We start from the raw sequence: 18,397 nt of genomic DNA on the forward strand, positions 1-18,397 counted from the left end.
AGAGACTGGACTGAGACGATTTGGTGGATGCTTGCAGAGTAGAGCCGCCCCGCCGGGGCGGCTTTGCTCTGAGGACTCGAAGGGCTCTTCTACCTAGTCAATGGCAAAGACGGGGAACCAGTAGCGGTAGAGGATATTGAAGTTGCGGGTGATCGGGGCGCTGTGTTGACCGTCGTCGTCACGGGCGCTGACCACCACCTGCTGCGGGCCCAGATCCATGTCGTAGTCGGGCTGACAACTCCACGATCCGTCGGCGGCGGTGCGGGCGAGGCAGACCGGGTTGCCCAACGGGTCTTCCACCAGCACCGTCGTCCCCGGCTCGGCGGTGCCACTGAAGAGCGGGCGCCGATCGGTGGTGCTGCCCGCCGTCGGTGTGATCAAGGTGGGGGCGGTGGGCCCTGCCGTCGGATCAACCTTGAAGCTCCGCGGGGTCTCTTCGCTGGTGGTGCCGTCTGGGGCGGTGACGATGGCGCGGATGCGCTGCTCGCCCTCCGCCAAGGGCGTGCGCGGCACGCAGGCCCAGGTGCCGTTGGTTGTGGCCGTCGTGCTGCAGATCGGGTTGCCCTCGTCATCTACCACCGTGACACGACTGCCCGGCGCGGCGGTGCCGCTGATGGTCGGGCGTGGGCTGACGGTGCTCGCCTCGGCGGGCTCGTTGATTAGCGCGGCCTCCGGTTGCTTGCTCGGATCTACTTTGAAGCTGCGTGTAATCGCGGGGCTCGTGTTGCCCACCGGGTCGGTCGCGGTGACCTGCACGGTCGCTTCGCCCTCGGGCAGGTCGTGGTTGGAGGCGCAACTCCAGGTGCCGTCGGCACTCGCCGTCGTCGTGCAGAGCAGCTTGCCGTCATCGTCACGCACCGTGACGGTACTCTCCGGTTCGGCGGTGCCACTGAAGGTGGGCCGCTTGCTCACGGTGGCTCCCTCGGCGGGCTGGTTGAGGGTCGGGGCTGCTGGGGGATTGCCGTCCACGTTCACCGTGCGCGGCGTCGGGTCGCTGGTCTTGCCTGCAGCATCCTCGGCGGTTGCAGAGATCTCCTGCGGGCCGTTGGGCAGGTCGCGGGTGGATGGGCAACTCCAGTGGCCGTTGCGTTCGGCGATGGCCGTGCAGAGCACGTCACCCTCGGGGTCGCGCACGCTCACGGTGTTGCCCGGCGCAGCCACGCCGCTGAAACGCGGACGCGGGCCGACCGTGGCACCAGGTGCGGGCTGACGAAGCACGGGGCGATCGGGATTGGCATCCGCGTCAACGTTGAAGTCGCGGGTGGTTTCCGGGCTGGTGCGGCCCTTGGGGTCTACGAGCGTGGCTTTGATCTGCTGTGGCCCGGCGGGCAAGGGGATGTTCGCGCCACAGGCCCATGCGCCATTGGCACGCACACTGGCGCGGCAGAGTTCGGTGCCGTCCGGATCGGCGACGATGACGGTTCCACCGGGGGCAGCCGTGCCGCTAAAGACCGGCTGGGGGCTGGTGGTGCTGCCAGCGGCGGGGCGATCCACGATGGGGGCACTGGGCCGGGCACTCGGATCCACCTTCACCTCCTGGGTGGTGGGGGGGCTCCTGCGGCCATCGGGATCAATCGCGGTCGCCGTGACGCTCTGCATGGTCTCGGGCAGGTCGCGGCTGGGCGCACAACTCCAATTGCCTGCGGCATCTGCGGTGGCGCGACAGATGGGATTACCCTCGTCATCGGTGAGGACGACGGTGTTGCCGGGTTCGGCAGTGCCGCTGAAGGTCGGGCGCGGGCCAGTGGTGCTGCCTGCCGCCGGGCCGGTGATCGTGGGTGCATCCAGGGTTGGCTCCGCAACCGTGAATTCACGGGTAGCCGCAGGGCTGGTGTTGCCCTCATCGTCCGTGGCGGTCACATTGACCGTCTGCGGGCCTTCAGGCAGGTCGCGGGTGGATGGGCAACTCCAGGTGCCGTTGGCGGCTGTGGTGGCGGTGCAGAGTGGGTTGCCCTCATCGTCGCTGACGGTCACGGTGCTGCCGGGCGCAGCCGTGCCGCTGAAGGTCGGGCGCGGGCCGGTGGTGCTGCCCGCCGCCGGGCCGGTGATCGTGGGTGCATCCAGGGTTGGCTCCGCAACCGTGAATTCACGGGTAGCCGCAGGGCTGGTATTGCCCTCATCGTCCGTGGCGGTCACACTGACCGTCTGCGGGCCTGCGGGCAGGTCGCGGGTGGATTGGCAACTCCACGCGCCGGTCGCGCTCGCGGTGGCGGTGCAGAGTTCATTGCCATCATCGTCACTGACGGTCACGGTGCTGCCGGGCTCGGCGGTGCCGCTGAAGGTCGGGCGCGGGCCGGTGGTGCTGCCTGCCGCCGGGCCGGTGATAACGGGCGCATCAGGGCCAGCCTCAACCGTGAAATCGCGGGTGGCCTCCGGGCTGGTATTGCCCGCCGCATCGGTCGCGGTGGCGCGAACCGTCTGCGGGCCTGCGGGCAGGGCAGTCGTCGCAGTGCAACTCCACGCGCCGGTCGTGCTCGCAGTGGCGGTGCAGAGTTCATTGCCATCATCGTCACTGACGGTCACGGTGCTGCCGGGTTCAGCGGTGCCGCTGAAGGTCGGGCGCGGGCCGGTGGTGCTGCCCGCCGCCGGGCCGGTGATCGTGGGCGCATCGGGGCCAGCCTCAACGGTGAAATCGCGGGTAGCCGCGGGGCTCGTGTTGCCCGCCGCATCGGTCGCGGTGGCGCGAACCGTCTGCGGGCCTTCGTCCAGATCGCTGGTGGACGTACAACTCCACGCGCCGTCATCGCCTGCGGTGGCGGTACAAAGCTCGTTGCCATCATCATCACTGACCGTCACGGTGCTACCAGGTTCAGCGGTGCCGCTGAAGGTCGGGCGCAGGCCGGTGGTGTCGCCCGCCGCCGGGCCGGTGATCGTGGGCGCATCCGGCGGGGTGGTGTCTACGGTGAAGCTGTGGGGTGTCGCTGGGCTGGGGTTGCCCAAAGCATTGGTCGCCGTCACCGCGAGCGTCTGCGGCCCCTCGTCCAGATTGCTGGTGGGCGTACAACTCCACGCGCCGGTCGCACTCGCGGTGGCGGTACAAAGCTCATTGCCATCGTCGTCGGCAACGACAATACTACTATTGGGATCGGCGGTGCCGCTGATGGGGGGCCGTGGGGTATTGACCGCACCCCCGGCTGCGGGTTCATTCACCGTGGGGGCACCAGGCGCGGTGGTATCCACCGTAACCTCGCGGGTGGTCGCCTCGCTCTCGCCCGCATCATTGCTCGCCGTCACGCTGACCGTCTGCGGCCCTGCTGCGAGGTCGCGGGTAGATGGACAACTCCATGCGCCGTCATCGCCTGCGGTGGCGGTGCAGAGTTCATTGTTATCACCATCAGTCACCGTTACCGTACTCCCCGCCTCCGCCGTGCCACTAAAGGTGGGGCGCGAGCCAACGGTGCTACCGGATGTGGGTTGGTTCACCGTAGGCGCTGAGGGTCGGGTGGGCTCTTGGGCGACAGTGAATTGGCGAAACTCCCCCACCGCTATCCACTGGTCATTCGCATACGTCAGACCACGCCAGTTGATCGCGGCCACCCTATCTATTAACCAGTTCTCGCCGTCGGATGAACTGATGACGGCACCATCGTTGCCCACCGCGACCCAGCGTCCGTTCGCATACGCGACACTATACAGCAGTCTACTTTCCTCCGAATCCTGTACTGCCCAGTTGAAACCGTCGGGCGAGGTGAGGATGGTACCATTGTCGCCTACCGCTACCCATTGATCGTCACCATATGCGACAGCATAAAGATGCTCATCTGTCACCTTCGCCCGTTGAACCAACCCCGAAGGGTGTGTTCCGGAGAGGATGACACCATCCTCACCCACCGCCACCCAACGGTTGTTGCCAAATCCAACGCCGAGAAGACCATCTGTAGTATTCGCATTCGATGAGAACCAGTTCTCGCCGTTGCCCGAGGTGAGGATGTAACTCTCGTCGTTTGGGTCGCCAATGATGCCCTGTGTAACCACCACAAACTGATTAGCCCCATAGGCAACACCTCGAAGAGGTCTCAGCATACCCGAATCTCGTTGCGTCCATTCGATGCCGTCGGGCGAGGTGTAGATCCTGCCCGTATAACCCACCGCTACCCACTGATTGCCGCTATATGCGACGTCAGTAAACCAAACTGGTTCATTGGATTGTTTTGTCCAATTCATTCCGTCAGGCGAGGTGAAAATGCCAGTAAAACCCACTATTACCCACTGGCCGTCGCCATACGCAATACTATACAGCGTACCCGATGGGTTTTCGGGGTCGCTTATTCTATCTATTGTCCAATCAAGTTCTTGGGCGGACATGGGCATCGGGATGGCTAAGAGGAAGAGCCATACGACGATCAAAAATGTTGCGAGCCGTTTGGTTGTCAACACGTTGTTTCTCCTTAAAGCATCCGTCAGACGACAGCGTGGGCGGACAGCACATGGTTTCTGAGCTGAACGCTAGAGTTTGGGGGGGGCCATGAGGGAGCTTTTAGTCATAGAGTTTTTGCAGAGATACCGAGGATTGCACCACAGAGACACAGAGCACACAGAGAAATGGAATGTGTGGCAAAGCAAATATATGTTCGTATTACCTTTCATACAATACCTCTGTGCCCTCGGTGCCTCTGTGGTTCAATCCTCGGTATCTCTCCTCGTTTCTCCTTTCTCCTTCTTCACATTGCTCCTATGCTACTTAGCCTATAGCACCGCGCCAGGGATGTCACTATACTTGAGGTATAGAAAAGGTATAGTCTAGCTTGGACTATACCTTGTGCAGCGACTATACTAAAAGTATAGTCAGGATTGATTAGGTATAGTCCAGTTTGGACTATACTAGGCTCGGAGGCCACGCATAGGGCTTTGGGAAGCCATGCATTGGAGTGCCGGCTTCAGCCGGCTAAAGCCGGCACTCCAATGCATGCCCACTAGCTTTGCAGACGGCTTCTTAGCCTGTGAGATCTCACAGGCTCATGTTTGCGCTTGAACCTCTTTTCTCTTTCCTCGGCTCCTCACCCTAGCCTAGACAGGCACCGGCACTCCCTCAGCGCGACGCCCGTTCCGCTGGCCGTTGGGTTGATCTACGCCGAAGAGATCAACGATGAGCTGCTTGAGCGAACGGCGTAGCACGCCATAGGAGTAGTAGCGCAAGCCCAGTGCGTAGTTGTGTTCAACCATGGGGTGAATCTCGGCGGGGTGCTGCAATACCTCACAAGCCTGTGTAACCGTCTCATCGGTGATGAAGCTGTCAAATTCGATTGCCTGGAAGCCTTTGGGGGCAATGTCGTAGGTGTAGATGGAGTAGCGATTGACTACCAAGGGGCGTTGGAAGTAGACCGCTTCGAGGAAGGCATTGCCAAAGCCTTCAATCGTAGAAGGGTAGGTGACCAGATCGGTCTGGCGGTAGACATCATCAAGGGTATAGATCTTCTCGCCAGCGGCAGTCAGCCCCCGGGTGGGTTTCACCCGCTCGCCAACCAGGCTCAACGGCACATCAAGCAACTCGGCATAGTCACAGACGCGCTGCACATAGGCGTTGCCCTCATCGCCACCGGCATGGGAAATGACCAGGTGGCAAGGCAGGCCGCGCCGCCGCATGCGGTGCAACAGTTCAATCGCATGCTCAATGCCCTTACGCTGCACAATGCGTGTCGGCTGGAGTACCAAGTAGGCATCGGGCGCCAAGCCAAGGTCGCTCCGCAGATTGGCGGTATAGGCATCGGAGCGCGTTGGTGGGCGCTCAAAGTGCATCACATTGGGCACCAGCAGCGAGGAGATGCCGGCCCGCAGGCCCAACTGGTGGGAGCCCGACGAATTGATTACCACATGGCGGATCGAAGGCAACTGGGGGGGAAAACACATATTCAGATAATCCCAGACGCAACCCGTCAAAAAACGCTTGCGCTCCCAGAAGAAATCGTGATGATGGGCAATCGTCGGCAAACCGGTCTCGGCAATAAACTCCGTCAGCGCGGCACCGAGCGGCAGGTGCATCGGAATAGCCAGCGCATTCTCAACAATCAACAGATCAATCGAAAAATCACGCACAAACGCAGAGAGTTGCGCCTTCAGCAACTCCTGAAGTTCGCGGATCAGCCGCGAAATCTCAGGCGGGCGCTGCATCGTACTAAAGGCAACCTCTTGCACCCGCGCCACCTGCGGATGCTCCCAAAAAGCCTCTGGCACGACCCGGCTCTGGGCAGGGGGTAGATCGGACTGACCTGAGAAGTAGAAACAGTGGTGGCCCAGATGGGTCAACACCTCCGCCCACTTCATCGTCTCCAACGAAACCCCGTCCGTCCCTGCAAAGCGGGTCGAGACAAAACCGATGCGTAGGCCCGTCGGTGTGCGTGCATTGCTACTCATGAGAATTCCTAACTCCTTTGCGACCCGCAACTTTGCGTGCCGCGCCATTGATGTGGCATCCAGATATACCACATAGAGTTAGGAACTAGTATAACGACCTTGTCTAGGTAGGGCTACATCGTGCGAAAATCTGCAATCAACAATCTACAATCTGAAATGGGATGTAACGATTCCAGTCTGTATACGTACCATAGATGAGTACACATAAACAAGAAAGGAGCCCCCAAAGATGACGACGGAACAAAGAATTCTCATTATTCTCTTTGGATTTTTCTTTGTGGTTTTAGGTAGTGGCATTGGCCTTTTCATAACGCGTGGATCACTGCAACAGGCCGATCGCGCTGAGCGTCTCGATCCTTTATCCGCTCCAGCTATCGCCCAGGCCGCTCATGGTCAAGAGGTACTCGTTCAGGGTGTGATTAGCTCTGCCACGCCAAAGCTGCGTCATGAATTTGTGGCTTATCGAGAAGAACGACTTGAGCGTGATAGTGACGGCGATCTCGTCTGGAGGCGTGTGGGTACGACCACCCAACCGCTAACGCTAGAGGTTGAGGGCGTGATCCAGATTAGTAATCGGGACTACCAACTTCAGGGATCACATGTCAACTATCAGTCAATTTCATGGGACAGATATGGAGATAGGCGCTACTCTGGGATTGTTCATGGCCACACTGTGACAGTAATTGGAAGTATTGTTCAAGATGGTGCTGGAAACACTATCAATGCCCAAATCGTCTTTGCTGGCACACATGAACAATACATTGGCGAACAAAAATTAGGTTTATCTGTATCTTTTTTTATAGGTTTAATCTTCGTGACTTTCGGTATGCTCGTGATGATATATGGAATCGCCGTGAGAAGCTCCGCAGGTGTGCCCCATGTACGCCAATAGCGTAAACGTAACGTGGTAAGGGAGGGTTCGTGGCGGCTTTATAGTTTGCAAGGACACGAAGAAGCGAGGACGCAAGGACGCGAGGATGCGAACCCCTCGCCTCTTCGCCTCACGCATCCTCGTTCCTACTTTTGCTCTATTGCATTTGAGGAGAACACGCTATACTTTGAGTTGTAGCGGATGGTTTCAAGGCCATTTTTCCTCTTTCCGTAAGGAGAATCCTCATGACCACTCCCGAAGCGACTGCGAAGGCGGCGGGCTTTGGCGGAGCAAAGGTGCTGATTATTGGGATGTTGGTTGTCGGTGTGTTAGTACTAAGTACCGGCTTAGTGGGTGCGGGCTATCTGACGTGGCAGTATATGACCCAACGCCCCGATACGATCCCGCGCATCTTGGCGGCAGAGACCCACGTCTTTGCGGCGGTGACGCCGAGTTTGGCCGATCTGCCGCAGATTATTCGCTTGCAACAGGCTTTCCCTGATGATGACCAAGTGGTGCCCAGTAGCGCCGATGAGCCGGTTACGAACCAGTTGGCTGAGGCGTTGGGGGTGAATTTTGAGCAAGATATTGCGCCTTGGCTCGGTACGGAGATTGCATGGGCGCTCAATCGGGCGCTGCTTGATGCGGTGCCGAATGTTGGCGCCATTGATCGCCCGAACCTTGATGATGCCGACGAGATGATCTTGATCTTTACCTCGCGCAACAATGGGCAGGCCCAGGCGTTCCTTGATAAGCAGCGTCAGCACCGTGAGAGCCAAGGCATGCAGTTTGCCGTTGAGGAATTGCAGGGTGTGCAGATCTATGCGCGGCAAGGCGGCGGGCCTAGTGAGGTGCTGGATGCCTTTGCGCTTGTGCGCGACTATGTGATCTTTGCTGGTTCGCCAGAGCTGATTCGCGGGATTGTGACCCGCGATCCCTCAAGTAACGCGACGCTCGAGGCGAACCCCAATTTTCAGAAGGTGCGTGCCGCGCTGCCCAATGATCGCTTGGGCTATCTGTATGTCGCGGGTGCGCCACTGTTGGAGATTTTCGGTGAGCAGGGTTTCGATCTGCCGCTCACGTTGGAGCGCCAACAGGCCGATCAGCGCGCAATTGTTGCCGCACTCCACGGCCTGGGCTTTGCGATCAGCGCCTACGCCGACGGGATCGCCTTTGATGCCGTCGCGAGCCTCGACCGCAGTCAACTTGGTTCGGGTAGCCAAGCGCTCCTGGCCCAGTTTGAACATCCCATCCAAACGCAGCGCATTGGGCGCATCAGTGATGCGAGTGCCACCCTCGTTGCCTTTGCCATCCCGCCCAGCTTCAAAGCGAGTGTGCTGGATGGTATTCGGGAGCAGCCCGGCGGTGAACGGCAACTGCAAGAATTTGAGCGTGAGTTTGGCTTTAGCCTTGAAGATGACCTGCTCGCTTGGTTCTACGGCGAAGCTCAGCTTGTCCTGTTGCCACGTGTTGAGAGTGACCTGCCCATGACTGGCTATTTTGCCTTGAAAACCGAGCAGATCAGCCTTGCCGAACAGGGTATTGCGAAGATCTTGCGCTCACTCGAAATGATGCTTGGCTTCATGGGTGACTTCCAATTTGAGCAACGCGAGATTGGGGGCAGTTCGTGGCAGATCATTGAGCCCATGCCCGGCGTTCAGCTTGGCCAAGCTTTTGTCAATGATGAGTTCGTACTCGGCGTTGGTGCCGAGGCGATCAGCGCGGCAACAAGCCCGGCTAGTTCGTTCAGCCAGCAGCACACATACCAAGCCGCCACCCGCCAACAGCCCAACCCGCTAGGCAGCATGCTCTACATCAACATGCCCGTGGCGGTCAATCTTTCCCGCCATCTGGGCTTCTACGATCCCGATCTGCGCGAGCGCATGCAGCCCATTCGCGCCATGGCCTTCAGCGCCAGCCCCGGCTTCAACGCCGAAGGCGTGGCGACAGCACGGCTCTTTATCGTGATTGCAGCCGAGTAGTACCAAAGCCGATAGCCGATAGCCGATAGCCGATAGCCGGACATGGCGTCTCAATGGGCTTGAATGGCATTAGGCATGCGGCATGTTCAATGGTAATTGGTATAAGCCTATGACTTCCCTGCCTCCTCCTAAAACGCAAGCCCCCGTGATGGTACCGCTCGTGGCTGCATTTAGTGCGTTTGCCCTGAGCTGGTTGGGGCCGTTGGTCTTTCCGTTCCGCCTCTTGACCACGATGATCCACGAGTTGGGCCATGGCCTGGCCGCACTGCTGACAGGTGGCCAGTTCATCAGTTTTGTTGTCTTTGCCGACGGATCGGGCTTGGCCTATACGGCTGGTGGCATCCGCTGGATCATCATTCCGGCGGGCTATGTGGGTACCTCGCTCTTTGGTGCGGCACTGATTATGTTGGGCCGCAACCCCCAGGCGAGCCGCAATGCACTCGGCTTGCTCGGAGGTGCCTTGGTGCTCATGACCATACGCTACGCCCTGCCAACAGTCTTTAGCCCAGCAATGGCGGGCGGGCTGCTCACTCTGGGCATGGGCATCCTGATTGGCGTAAGCTTCATCGCAATCGCATGGCGCCTCAGCACCATCTGGTCGCTTGCAATGCTCAACCTGGTAGCCTTTTGGGTTGGCCTGAGCGCCCTTGGCGACCTGCGCGGCCTGATGTTTCTCTCTACCATGCCGGGCCAGAGCGATGCCCACGCCATGGCTGAGATCACCTTCCTGCCGCCCATCTTCTGGGCCTTCGTCTGGGCCGTGATGTCGCTGGTTGCCCTGGGGGCGGCGCTTTGGTATACATGGGTTAGGAAATAGGAAGTGGAAGATCGCTGTACCATCTTGCGAGTCGCGTCCTCGCGTCCTCGCGTCCTCGCGTCCTCGCGTCCTCGCGTCCTCGCGTCCTCGCGTCCTCGCGTCCTCGCGTCCTCGCGTCCTCGCGTCCTCGCGTTCTCGCGTCCTCGCGTCCACATCACCCGAAGGCAAAACCAATGCGCTTTTTTAATACCGCCGGGCCGTGCAATCCTGCTGATCACTATATGTTGCCTGCCACGGCCCGCCTGCCCGATGTGCAACTGTTGCTTGACCAAAAGGCCTACTTTGTTGTTCACGGCCCGCGCCAGAGTGGTAAGACGACGGCAATGATCGCGTTGGCCCGTCAGGTGACGGCTGCCGGGCGCTATGCAGCGGCGCTCGTCTCAATGGAGGTGGGCGCGGCCTTCAATACCGATCCCGGTGCCGCCGAATTGGCGATTCTGAGTTCTTGGCGCATGTGGGCTGACGATCTGCCGGTTGAACTGCGCCCACCACCGTGGCCTGAAGCGCCCCAAGGTCAACGGCTTGCCGAAGCATTACAAGCCTGGTGTCAGGCGCTTCCAAGACCTTTGGTGCTGTTTCTGGATGAGATTGATGCGCTGCAAGATACGACCCTGATCTCCGTGCTGCGCCAACTCCGTGCCGGCTATCCCAATCGCCCGCGTGCCTTTCCTTGGGCATTGGCCCTGATCGGGCTGCGCGACGTGCGTGACTACAAAGTAGCTTCTGGGGGAAGTGACCGGCTCTATACTGCGAGTCCCTTCAATATCAAAGTTGAGGCGCTGACGCTACGCAACTTCAGTGCCGCAGAGGTGGCGGAACTCTACACCCAGCACACGCATGACACCGGCCAGATCTTTACACCGGAGGCGCTCCAACTTGCCTTTGAGTTGACCCAAGGGCAGCCGTGGCTGGTCAATGCCCTCGCCCGCCAGGCGGTGCAAGTTGTTGTCCGCGACCCAGCCCAGCCGGTGGATGCGGCGGCGATCAGGGCGGCGAAAGAGTTACTGATCCAGCGGCAGGATACCCACCTCGATAGTTTGGCCGAGCGGCTACGCGAACCGCACGTGCGCCACGTCATCGAGCCGATGTTGGCAGGCCGTGCATTGGATAATGTGCCAGGCGATGACCGGCAGTTTGTCCTGGACTTGGGTTTGGTGCGCCGCGATCCGGCTGGTGGGCTGGTGATCGCCAACCCGGTCTACCGCGAAGTCATTCCGCGTGTCTTAGCCAGGGGGCCTCAAGACTCGCTGCCACGCATCCACCCCACGTGGCTGCGCTCCGACGGCAGCCTCGATGTAGAATGTCTGCGCGATGCCTTCCTCGCTTTCTGGCGGCAGCATGGCCAGCCCTTGTTGGCTAGCGCACCCTACCACGAGATCGCCCCGCACCTTGTGCTAATGGCCTTTTTGCACCGCGTTGTCAATGGCGGTGGCACCCTCGAACGCGAGTACGCGATTGCCAGTGGGCGCATGGATCTCTGCCTGCGCTACGGCGACGTAACGCTGGGCATCGAACTCAAGGTGTGGCGCGACGGCAAAGATGATCCCTTGGAGCGCGGGTTGAGCCAACTCGACGCCTATCTGCATGGTCTTGGGCTAGAGAGCGGCTGGCTCGTGATCTTTGATCGGCGCAGCGACCAACCGCCGATCAGTCAGCGTACCAGTACACGACCGCACTCAGCCCCGCTGGGCGGACGGTGACGGTTATTCGGGCGTAGCCCCTAACGTAATCCTAACGAAACGCTTGCGTTCGCCTCACGTTCAGGGCCACAGTTTTCGTGTGTAATAACAGTTAGTCCCCCTAGTAGCCAAACACGGCGAACATGGGCTTTTATCGAGTTGAGGGAAAGAACCCTCTCACAAGGCCGTGTGTGAGGAACATTATGACACAACCTGCCGCCGCCACACTCGCGACCCGCGGGGCTGGGCCCTCGCTGTTCAAGCTGGTGAGCCACCTGCCCGAAGAACGCCGCTGGCGCCGTCCTGCCGATGCTCTCATTGTGCTGAGTCGGCAATTGACCGGCATTACCCCTGAACAAAGCCAGAATACCGATCTTGCAATTGGCACGTTGCGCTTCTCGCTCTTCCGTATGCATCAGGCGCGGATCAGTCAGATTGCATCGCTCTGCCGTAGCGTCACGGTGTATGGCGAAGCTGATACCGAACCTCCTTCCATTCCCAATGTTCAGTTTGTTCCGGTTGCCCGTGGCGCGGCGCTCTCCCAAGAGTGGTTTGTTATGCTGGATAGCCCAGTCTTCTGGGGAGCGTTGATTGCCAATGTTGTGGCTGAACCGAATGCTGGCGCTGGACGACGTTTGATCTTTGATGGGGTGCTAACCAGTGATGAACGAGTGGTGAGCCGCGCTGGGCTTTTGTTGAGCCTCACCCGTGGCGCTCCTGCTCCGATTGTGGCTGTGCGTGATCGTGCGGCTCAGGCGGCCCATTGGGCCCAGATTGCCTTTGAGATGGCTAATCATGCCGAACGCGACCGCCACGATCTCTTGGGTTGTCTAAATGAAGTCCCCGATCTGCTCATGCTGCTGCAAGACCGCGAACTGCCCATGGAGCGGCTCTTTGGCGATGTGGTCGAGGCGCTCATGTTGCACCATGAGTCGCTCGGTTCCGTGCTCTATCGCTATGAGAATGGCCAACTGAACGCGGTTGCGGCGAGTAGCAATATGGCGATGGCCCCGGCTCATCCGCAGAGTGCGGCCATCCAAGCGCTCCAGCAGGGCGCTATGGTGCTACGCCAGCTTGCCCCCGGTGATGCCGACCAACAGCTTATCCCGGAGGCCCAGTCGGTGGCTGCCGTGCCGGTCATGATTGGCGGCGGGCTCTGGGGTGTGCTGCTGGTTGGACAGAGTGATCCCGATCCCGCCAGTTCGCATACTGCCGATGGCGCGGTTGCCCTATCCACCCTGCTTGCTCGGATCCTTGAGCAACGCGGTGTAATTCCGCCAAAGTCAACCAACGGTGCGGCGTCGGGCTTTCCCAGTGTGGGCGATGCCTTGGCTGATGCATTTGCCGATGCGACCGACGGCTTTCCGCAGAGCGATACGCCTGCGCCTCCTCCGGCCTTCCCGGCCCCCCCGACGGTGCCTGGCTTCCCTGCACCGTCTGCACCCCCCTCGGCTCTCCCGGCAACCCCAACGCCCCCGGCTGCCCCGGCGACCCCACCGCCTGCGCCGCCTGCGGCGAGCCCGCCGGTAGCCGGGAGTCCTGCGGCGGCTGGTGGTTTCAGTCTGCCCGGTTGGATGCGCCCAACTTCAAGCCCGGCGCCTGCGCCCGCTGCGACGCCTGCGCCCGCGCAGGGCGATGGCCAGCCCTATAGCTGGGCCTCGCTGCGTGCCCGCATGATGAGCTCGTTGGTCAATTATGACCAGCAGACGGCTGAGCAGATCTGGCGCGAGACTTGTGCGCTCTATACGCCCGAGACGATCTGTACCGAGCTTTTGGCCCCACTGCAGATTGATGTGGGTGATGCCTGGCACCGTGGTGAGGTTTCGGTTGCCTCCGAGCACTTCACGAGCCGCTTTGTGCAGACCAAATTGCTCAATCTGCTCAATGCCTCGGCTAGTGCCCCCGGTGGGCCGCTGGCGGTGGTAGGCTGTACCCAAGGCGAGTTGCACGAGATCGGTGCGATTATGCTCTCGCTCTTCCTGCGCTGGAGCGGCTTCCAGGTGGTCTATTTGGGCCAGAGTGTGCCCAACTCGACGATTGAGGAGATGATCGAACACCTGCGCCCGCAGATTGTGGCCCTCTCGGCTAGTACGATCAACGCGGCCAATAGTATGGCTGAGGTTGGCAAGATGATCGAAAACATGGGTGATCCGCGCCCGATCTTCCTCTGCGGTGGCATCGCCTTCCAGCAGCGGCCTTCGTTGCGTACACTCATTCCGACCGGCGTCTTCCCCTCAGGCGACTTGCGGAGTATCGTTAATCAGATTACTACATTGGTTCATGAGCGGTGGGGCTAAGCCTATGCTCGCGTCAGGAGAACGACCATGATCAGCGCCGCGGCCACATTCTCCCTGCCTGCCCTGCTCGGCCTGCAAGCGGGGTCGGGCCACTTGATGAGTCTCGAACAGGTTCGCGCCTTTACGGCGCTCTTGGTACGCCACCGTCCGACCGATATGGAGGCGTGCTGCTTTGTCGGCGGTTCGATTAACCTGGAAGCGCGCCCCCGCGATACGATTGTGGTGCTGGCCGACGATTTCGGCGGTGCGCCCTTCCTCGTGATGGCTGGTCAACAGGGGGCGTGTGCCCTGCTCAGTTCATACGAGGGCTCGCAGTGTCGCGTGCGGCTGATCAGCGATCCGGAGTTGGTTGATCGTGCTGCCTTGGTGATTGCCCAGCTCAGTGACCACAACTACCAACTGAGTAGTCTGGTTGAAGCCGAGAGCCAGCGCGCCTTCATGGCGCGCATCGCGGCAGCCATGGCCGCTGAGCTCCCGTTGGCTGCGGATGCCTACCGCGCCCTGATGCCCGAAGACCACTTCTGGCCGGTGTTGGCAGGCGCATTGCAGCAGGCTGATGGGCTGCCCGCGATGCTGGCTAAAGCAGAAATGCGCCAAATGCTACGCGAGTTGGGGGTGAGTCGCCTGCTGGTGGGGCTGCTCGATGCCGATCACCAACTCCAGACTTTGGCGGCTGATGGGAATGCACCCCAGCGCATGATCATCCAGCAGGGTGTGGTGGCTAGCGTAATCCGCCGTGGCCGCCCCGGTAGCGCCAATAGCGCTGCTGCGAGTGGTATCGGGGGGGTAGTAGAGTGGGCCGGAAGCGATACGCTCACGATTGTGCCCCTGCTGCGCGATGAGCAGGTCTTTGGCCTACTGCTCGCCACTGGCCAGCGCCCGATCTCTGGGCCATCCCTGGCGCTGATGCACGGCATCGGTGCGCTGATTGGGCTCAACCTGAACGGCACAACTGCAAGCGCACAGCGCATGCCCGTGCCAACGAACAATATTGCGGTGCCGCAAGCGCCCATAGTGCCAAGCAACGGCCCGCGCAGCCCCAGCCCACGCAGCACCGTCTCGGCCCCGAGCCTGACCCGTGAGCTGGGCATGCTCGTCGAGCGGCTCGGTGATGCCGTGCTGCTCGTTGATGTGCAAGGCCGCGTAACCGCCTACACCCCCACGTTGGCACGCATGCTCAGTATGGGCATGGATGCCCATGGGCAACCCCTCGTGGCCAGTGGTGGCTCGTGCCTTGCCCCACTGCTCGCCGAGGCGCTCATGGGTGAGCAGAGCGGCACCCAAGAGGTGCAACTGCCCACTGGGGCCAAAGCGAGCGTCAGTGTCACCGAGTTTGCCCAAGGCTTGTGGGCCTTTGTGTTGCACGAAGAGAGTTCCACCGCCAGCCTGCAGGAGATCCAGGCCGCCGGGGGTAACCTCAACGAAGCCGAACGCAACGAAAGCTTCCTTTCAAACTTCTCCAACATTGTCCGTGTCCCGCTGCGCGAGCTGCGCGAACTGATCACCCGCGTACCAACGGTGGGCGAACTGAACGAACAGCAGTCGCGCCTGATTGGCCAAGTGGTCAAGCTCAACAGCGAACTGACCATGCTGGTCAATGATCTCTTGGCGCTCGGCCAGATCCGGCTTGAATCGAGCGAATACCGTGTGCCGTTGCGCCTCGACCTGTTGATCGAAGCGGCGGTTGGCACCCAGTACGCCGAGTTTGGGCGGCGCGCCCAGCAGGTCAACCTTGAAATCGCCCCCGGCCTGCCACGGGTCTATGGCTCGGAAGAGGGCTTGGGCCGCGCTGTCGCCGCCATGATTGACAACGCGATCAAGTATAGCCCCACTGGAGCCCAGATTCGCGTCGCCGCCTACCAGGAAGGCAACGAACTGGTGGTCATGGTGCAAGACAACGGCGTGGGCATGCTGCCCAGCGAACTGGATCAGGTCTTTGATCCCTTCTTCCGCTCGGAGAGCAGCGCTCACCTGGGGATTTCGGGGCGCGGCCTGGGGTTGACGATTGCCAAAGCGGTGATCGAGCAGCACAACGGACGGATTTGGGCCGAGAGTACGCACGGCCAGGGTAGTAGCTTTGCGTTTAGTCTGCCCTGCGATACTATCGCGCCCCCACGCGGCTAGAGTAGGTTTCAGGTGTTAGTTTCTTCTACACAAGGGCAGTTTTTTTATCATATAAACCCTGAAACCATCCGTAGCCCTGCAACAAAACGACAATGAATAGTACCAACCTGACATAGGGAGGCTTTGCCCTCCCTATCTGCGTCCCCACGATCTTGAAGGTTCCGCTATGAAATTACGCATTTTAATCATTGGGCTTACGGCAGCCCAAAACCATGCGTTAAGCACTGAACTGATGGCGCTTGCCCAAAACGACAATATTAGCATCTCGACCGCGCCATCAGCCACGCCGTTGCATATTACCCGTAACTATCCCGATCTGCTGATTGCCCCTTTGAATGGCGAAAATCTGAGCTTGGCCCGGCGCATGGCGGAACGAGCGCCACGGCTGCATGTCTTCATGTTGCACCATCCAGCGACGCCAATGAGTGAGATTGCAGCCTTGCGTCAACTGGGTTGGGGCGTAGCCAGCAACGATCTAGGCTATACCCGCTTGGCCTACAAGGCCGGGGCCATGCTCGGCCTCTGCCCCGAAGAGCCCGACGGTGGCAGTGATGGCGACATGCGCCCCGCTGCAACCATGGGCGATCTGCAAATTCTGCTCGATGTACTGCGCCGCCAGACCAAAGCCCAACTGGTGCTCTACACCGACCAGATTGGCAACGTGATCACCAATCGCGGTGACTCCGATGAGATTGATATGACCTCGATCAGTTCGCTGATCTCTGGTAGCTTTGCCAACTCGATTGAGCTAGGGCGTATGTTGAAAGACCCCGACACGCGCCACCTCACCGTGCTGGAAGGGAAGCATTTCGACATCTACGCCACCAACGTGGGCAAAAACCGGCTGATTACCCTGATCTTCCCCAAAGCTTTTGTTGAACCCAAACTCGGCTTCGTCTGGCTGCAACTCAGGCGCGCCGCTATTCAACTCAGTCAGATGCGCATTGTTGAGGGCAACCTCGGAGAAATGATGGCCGCTGAGTTGAGTAGTTCACTCGATAGTGAATTTGATCGACTCTTTTCCGATAACCTGCATGATGCTTCGGTTGATACTTAGGAGGTGCCATGGCTCGCTCATCCCTTGTACTATCGCCAGCGCAACTCCAAGAGTTACGCGGCATGCTCGCTCAGGTAGCGCAACAGGCCGATGTGCGCTGTGCTTTTTTGGGTGACCTGAGTGGCCAAGATATTGTTAGTTGGAGTGATCGGCTCAACGTTGATATGTCGAGCGTCGCGGCCCTCGCGGCGGGCGACCTCATGGCTACGATTGAGATCGGACGTATGCTCGGCGGCTCGCGCTCATGCAACCTAGTCGTCCAAGAGCATGATGAATTGACCATTCTGGTGGCGCGGGTAGGCGAAGCCTTGCTGCTCCTCTTAGCCACCGCCCGCGACGTACCGCTAGGCTGGTCGCGCCTGGCCATCAAGCGCCTCACGGATCGCATCCTGCCGATTGTCGGCAAGGCAGCAATGGTTCCACCGCCGCCAGCGGTCAACGACGACTTTGAACGTTCCTTCAGTGCCCAACTTGATTCTATCTGGTAGAGGTGCGTCGTGTTTATCAACTGGGCTCTTGGCGAACTCAACCTGAAGATTGTCTACTACGGTGCAGCACTCTGTGGCAAAACTACCAATCTCCAGTTCATTCACGCCCGTACGCCTACCAACCTACGCGGTCAACTTATCTCGCTCAAAACCCGCGAGGAGCGTACACTGCTCTTTGACTTCCTGCAAATTGAGATGGGCAAGGTCAACAATCTCAAGCCAAAATTTAAGCTCTACACCGTCCCCGGCCAGGTCTACTATGCGGCCAGCCGCCGCCTGATTCTCCAAGGCACCGACGGCGTCGTCTTTGTAGTCGACTCCCAAGCCGGACGCCTCGCCGAAAACCAGGAGGCGTGGTACACCATGGAGCAGCACCTGATCGAGTTGGGCGAAAACTTGAGTACCTTCCCGATCATTGTGCAACTCAACAAACGTGACATCCCCCATGTCATGTCGGTCAACGATCTCAAGCGTCACCTTGATCTACACAACCGCCCCATCTTCGAGGCTTCGGCGCTCAGAGGCAACGGCGTCTTTGATACGCTCAAAGCCGCAATGAACGCTGTTGTGGCGCAGGTACGGCGGGCGGTGTAGAGGAGAGAGAGGGCACAGAGGGTTTGAACCACAGAGGCACAGAGGGCACAGAGGGGGTATCAACAGTTGCATTCCTTAGAAGCTGTCTGAAAAGCCGGGGAGTATACACGCTGGAGTGCCGGCGTTAGCCGGCTAAC

General features: G+C 60.0%; 11 protein-coding genes. 9 read left to right on the forward strand and 2 right to left on the reverse strand.

From position 1 onward, the window contains the following. Positions 1-93: 93 nt before the first annotated feature. Together CJ255_RS09670 and CJ255_RS09675 are read right to left on the reverse strand one after the other, a co-directional pair. Positions 94-4,377 (reverse strand): Ig-like domain-containing protein, encoded by a 4,284-nt coding sequence (locus CJ255_RS09670; protein ID WP_124681892.1) that lies wholly within the window; start codon positions 4,375-4,377, stop codon positions 94-96. Between the two features lie 630 nt (positions 4,378-5,007). After that, positions 5,008-6,351, reverse strand: coding sequence for a glycosyltransferase family 4 protein (locus CJ255_RS09675; protein ID WP_097643902.1), 1,344 nt, complete (start codon positions 6,349-6,351; stop codon positions 5,008-5,010). A 229-nt stretch (positions 6,352-6,580) separates the two neighbouring features. Here CJ255_RS09675 and CJ255_RS09680 point away from each other — a divergent pair, with 229 nt between their 5' ends. From CJ255_RS09680 to CJ255_RS09720, 9 genes are all read left to right on the forward strand, one after another. After that, entirely contained in the window at positions 6,581-7,243 is a 663-nt protein-coding gene (locus CJ255_RS09680) for a hypothetical protein (protein WP_097643903.1), read from the forward strand. A gap of 224 nt (positions 7,244-7,467) precedes the next feature. Further along, positions 7,468-9,204, forward strand: coding sequence for a DUF3352 domain-containing protein (locus CJ255_RS09685; protein WP_097643904.1), 1,737 nt, complete (start codon positions 7,468-7,470; stop codon positions 9,202-9,204). A gap of 109 nt (positions 9,205-9,313) precedes the next feature. Next, complete coding sequence (locus CJ255_RS09690; RefSeq protein ID WP_165774648.1) at positions 9,314-10,021, forward strand: M50 family metallopeptidase; 708 nt, start codon at positions 9,314-9,316, stop codon at positions 10,019-10,021. Between the two features lie 173 nt (positions 10,022-10,194). Beyond that, positions 10,195-11,721 carry an ATP-binding protein gene (locus tag CJ255_RS09695; RefSeq protein ID WP_217352431.1) on the forward strand — a complete coding sequence of 509 codons (1,527 nt, stop codon included), beginning with the start codon at positions 10,195-10,197 and terminating at the stop codon, positions 11,719-11,721. A gap of 182 nt (positions 11,722-11,903) precedes the next feature. Beyond that, the gene (locus CJ255_RS09700; protein WP_097643906.1) at positions 11,904-13,997 is read left to right on the forward strand and encodes a cobalamin-dependent protein; all 2,094 of its coding nucleotides are present in this window, start codon (positions 11,904-11,906) and stop codon (positions 13,995-13,997) included. A gap of 27 nt (positions 13,998-14,024) precedes the next feature. Continuing rightward, a complete protein-coding gene (locus CJ255_RS09705) occupies positions 14,025-16,121 on the forward strand; it encodes a sensor histidine kinase (protein WP_097643907.1) in 2,097 nt (698 codons plus the stop codon). Between the two features lie 166 nt (positions 16,122-16,287). Continuing rightward, positions 16,288-17,178, forward strand: coding sequence for a roadblock/LC7 domain-containing protein (locus CJ255_RS09710; protein ID WP_097643908.1), 891 nt, complete (start codon positions 16,288-16,290; stop codon positions 17,176-17,178). Between the two features lie 8 nt (positions 17,179-17,186). Then, complete coding sequence (locus CJ255_RS09715) at positions 17,187-17,666, forward strand: roadblock/LC7 domain-containing protein (RefSeq protein ID WP_097643909.1); 480 nt, start codon at positions 17,187-17,189, stop codon at positions 17,664-17,666. Positions 17,667-17,675: 9 nt separating this feature from the next. Beyond that, the gene (locus tag CJ255_RS09720) at positions 17,676-18,260 is read left to right on the forward strand and encodes a GTP-binding protein (protein ID WP_097643910.1); all 585 of its coding nucleotides are present in this window, start codon (positions 17,676-17,678) and stop codon (positions 18,258-18,260) included. The last annotated feature ends 137 nt before the right edge of the window (positions 18,261-18,397 follow it).

This window comes from Candidatus Viridilinea mediisalina, assembly GCF_002532535.1.
GTDB classification, from domain to species: domain Bacteria; phylum Chloroflexota; class Chloroflexia; order Chloroflexales; family Chloroflexaceae; genus Viridilinea; species Viridilinea mediisalina.